Raw genomic sequence first — 4,109 nt, forward strand, 5'->3', positions numbered from 1 at the left:
GCGGGCATCCCCATTCCCGGCTTCTCACGGGCCGGCCTGGGGCAGTGGCTGGAAGGGATGGGGATTTCCAACGGCTGGCTGAATGTCAACGCCTGCGACGCCGGAGTCGGCCTGTTCGCGGTGGCCGAGGGCAGCGCGGACCTCATGCAGGCCTTCAGCGGCACGCTGGACATGGGGGCCTGGACGTTCGTGGATACCTTTGTCGAAGGCGGCGTGGAGGTCGTGCTGGGCTGCTGGTTGGAAAACCCGTTCCTGCTCGCCGGTGGGATCGAGAACGTGCTGGCGGGGGTGGTCTCGGCCTGGAAGACCTTCTCGGTCTACGTGGACCCGCAGAGCTTCTTCGGGGCGTCCCTGACCTCCGCGCTCATCGGGCTGACTGTCGGCTACGGGATCGCCGGGCAATCGCCCTCGGAGGCGTTGACGACGGCTCTCAGGATCGGTGTGATTGGCGGGCTCTTCAGTGTCTCGGCCGCGTTCGGCTTCGGTGCCATCGGGGGCCTGCTGGCTTGCCTGGCCGGGCGTGCCCTGGCCCGACGGCACCAGATGGCCGCGGACCGCCTGCTGACGGTCGATGCGACCAGCCTCGGGCTCTTGCTGGAGGAACTGGAGCGGGGCTCCCCGGACTTCCCGGTATTCCTGCGTTCGCTTGAGGGACGACTGCTTGTGGTGACTGCCCGGAGCCTGCCGGAGGATCAACCGGCACTGGAGCAAGCCTGCCTGCGGCTTCCCTGCGAGGCGGACGGGCTTGTCGGGAGTTGCTGGTCTCTGCGTGCCGATGGCAAGGGGCTGCATCTGCTAACCGCACCCCGGCAGGAGTTGTTCCCGACGGCCTTTTCCGGCCTGTGAGGTGGGAGTGGGGTGGTAGCGGTTAGCGGTTTTCTCGGGTGATCGATGGGCTTACGGCGTTCATAAGATTTGTTTATCCGAAATAAAAGGCTTGCCAGATTTTTTGTAATAAAATCTTACTGTGATTGGTTTTCCGAAGATAACCCTGTTTGCTATGAAATCTACTGCCCTGCCTCTTGTTGTCTTGCTTGCCACCTCTTCCGTCCTGAGTGCTCAGGAGCCCTCGGGGGGGACCCTGATCGAAATGTCCGGGATCGGCGGCTTTATTCTGACCGCGTACCTGCTGATGTTTCTGGGGCGCAGGAATCCGGAGGGGAAGCTGGCCCGCTTCGCGGCAAAGATTCTGCCCGGCAGGCGTTAACCTCGGAAAGGCTCCCCATGTTCCGAGTTAGCGCAGCCGTTTTCGGGCTTTCGCTAGCCCTCTTCACCGGCCCCTTGAGCGGGCAGGTTTCCTTGCCGTATGAGACGGATTTCGAGTCGGCGGCGGGGTATGTGCCCGGCAATCCGCCGGGCCTGGCTCCCTGGAGCGCGGGCGGTTCGGGCGCGGTAGTGACCGCGGTTGATTCGGCTTCGGCGGCGCAGTCGATTTTGTTTCCGGACGGGGTGTCGGGCTTTCTGAGGGGGAGCTTCGGCGGTGCTCAGCCGGGGGCGGTGACCTTTGTCGATTTTTACTTAAAACCCATGGCCGGGTCGCAGGAGAGCCTGCCGCAGGTTTCCAGTACGGAGACCTCGGCCATGACCGGCGTGGTGGAGAGTGCGGGCGCGGGCTGGCTGTACGCCGTGCATGGCGACGGGCAGGGCGGCGGAGAGTGGCAACTGGTGCCGCGCTCCTTTGCGTTGAACGACGGTGTATCCACAAACTGGATACGCCTGACCTACCGGCTCAACTACGCGACCAAGACCTGGGACCTGTACCTGGACGAAGACCTCGTGGCGACGGACTTGGGCTTTATTGACGATGTGCTGGAGAGTTTCAGCTCGTTCCGGCTCAAGGGCGGTGGGCTGGCACCGGTGTATTTTGACTTCTTCTACGCCGGGTACGACAACCCGATCTTCCTCGACAGCGACGGGGACGGCATGAGCGACGCCTACGAAATCGCCAGCGGCCTGAACCCGAACATGGACGACCGCTACGGGGACCTCGACTTTGACGGGATCGCGAACATCCACGAGTTCCTCTACGACCTGGCGGCGGGCAACCCGGACAGCGACGGGGACGGCGTGCATGACGGGTGGGAATTCGCCTTCGGGGGCGATCCGGCGGCGGCGGACAACTACACCCTGGCTGCGCTGCCCTACACGGACAGTTTTGAGAACCACCCCACGGCCAACGTGACCAGTGCGGGCGGTTGGGCCTATCAGGGAGGCAATGAGCCGCAGCTCAGCAGTGCCGAGGCCGCCGCTGGCAGTTACTCGGTGTTTGTCAACGCCTCCACCTCCTCGACGGCGCTTTATAATCTCTTCACGGCGGTGCCCGACACCGTGGTCTGGGTGGACTTCGCGCTCAAGCCGGGAATGCTGGCCGAGGAACCCGCCCTGAGTGCGGCGACATCGGCGGGCTTTTACTTTAACGACGAGGGGCTGCTGCGGGCTTTTGACGGCGCGGTCCTGCCGATGGGCGGCTGGCAGACACTGGCCCACGAGCACGTCCAGAGCGATCAGTGGCAGCGGCTCACCGTCCAGCTCAACTACACCACGCAGCGCTGGGCGGTGTACCTCAACGGGGTGCGCCTGGCCAATGGACTTGGCTTTGCCAACGCGGTGCCGTTCTTTCAGTCCTTCCGGATGACGGAGTCCGAGGGCGGTGAGACTTACCTGGACGCGGTGCAGGTCGGCTACACCGAGCCCGCCGATCTCGACAACGACGGTGACGGCCTGAGCAATGCCTGGGAAATCGCCGCTGCCGCTCACGGTTACGACCCGGAGAACGCCTACTCGGCCGACCCGACCGGCATGGTGCGCGATGATTATTACGACCTGGACCGGGACGGGCTGGGCACGCTGGCGGAGCTGGCCGCCGGGACCGACTTTACCAACCCGGACACGGACGGCGACGGCCTGCTCGATGGTGCCGAAAGCACACTGGGCGAGGACCCGCTGGTGGCGGGGAGTTTCAACGCGCTCAGCGCGGACAGCAACGGCATCTACTCCTGGCAGGCCGGATTCGAGCCCGCGGAGGGCTACAGCGTCGCCGCCCTGAGCGGGCAAAACCGTTGGCGTACCGACTCGGCGCTGGTGACCGTGAGCGCGGCGCAGGCGCAGGCCGGGACTCAATCCGTGACCCTGGAGACCGCGGCGAGCGAGGCGGTTTCCGCCGAGCAGTGGCTGGCTTCACCGGTCGGGGCGAGCGTGGTCTGGGTGAGCTTTTATGCCAAACTGACCCCCGGCGGCCTGCCCGACCTCTCGCAGCGCGAGACGCTCGGGGCGGCTTACTTCACGACCGACGAGGCAGGCACCCTGCACGTTTATGACGGGGGCAGCAGCCAGTGGCTGGATGCCGGTCTGGCCGTGAACGCGGCCAACTGGATGCGCTTCGATGTCCGCCTCGACTACGCGGCCAAGACCTGGAGCCTCTGGGCCGATGCGACGGAGGTTGCCCTTGACGTGGGCTTTGCCAACACGGCCATCGCCGGCTTCACGCGGGTCCGCTTCGAGCAGTTGAGCCAGTCCGAGAGCCAGGGCTTTATCGACTCGTTACGTGTGTCCACCGCCATGCCAGCGGAGCTCTCCCCGTGGGGCATGGTCCCCGAGGACTGGAAGCAGGCACTCGTCGATGCTGACGACTCCGACGCCATCACCAGCACGGCCCAGGTCCTGCCGGGAGATGATTACGACGGCGACGGCCTGAGCAACGAGGAGGAGTTCCGGCAGGGCAAATCGCCCACCGTGGCCGATGCCGATGTGCTGTACTACGTCTCGGCCGACACCGGCAATGACGTTTACTACAACGGCCTCAGCCTCTACCCCGGCCAGCCCAGCAGCCTGCACGGCCCCAAGGCCACCCTCTCTGGTGTCTTCGCTGCCGCCGCCGATGAAAGCCGCATCCTCGTGCAAGCCTCGTCCATCGCCTACGACGAGACCACCCTCAACCTCAACGGCAAAAACCTCACCCTCCGCCCCAACGGCGACGTTACCCTGAGGTAGTTTTTGCCCCCTTACGTGAGCCCGCTCCCGACCTCCCTGCACCCTTTACCCCGGACACCATGAATCTCCTCCACTGCCTCGCTGTCATGCCCTTGCTCGCCTTGCCCCTGATGGCGGAG

3 protein-coding genes are annotated in these 4,109 nt (G+C 65.0%); all 3 read left to right on the plus strand.

The annotated features are described in order from the left end of the window. The coding region (locus tag H5P28_RS14235) for a hypothetical protein (protein WP_185676384.1) at positions 1–846 on the plus strand (846 nt) is incomplete at its 5' end. 154 nt (positions 847–1,000) lie between these two features. Beyond that, the gene (locus tag H5P28_RS14240; protein WP_185676385.1) at positions 1,001–1,207 is read left to right on the plus strand and encodes a hypothetical protein; all 207 of its coding nucleotides are present in this window, start codon (positions 1,001–1,003) and stop codon (positions 1,205–1,207) included. Between the two features lie 17 nt (positions 1,208–1,224). Next, positions 1,225–3,990, plus strand: coding sequence for a thrombospondin type 3 repeat-containing protein (locus tag H5P28_RS14245; protein WP_185676386.1), 2,766 nt, complete (start codon positions 1,225–1,227; stop codon positions 3,988–3,990). Positions 3,991–4,109: the final 119 nt, after the last annotated feature.

It is taken from the genome of Ruficoccus amylovorans (assembly GCF_014230085.1).
In the GTDB taxonomy this organism is placed as follows: domain Bacteria; phylum Verrucomicrobiota; class Verrucomicrobiia; order Opitutales; family Cerasicoccaceae; genus Ruficoccus; species Ruficoccus amylovorans.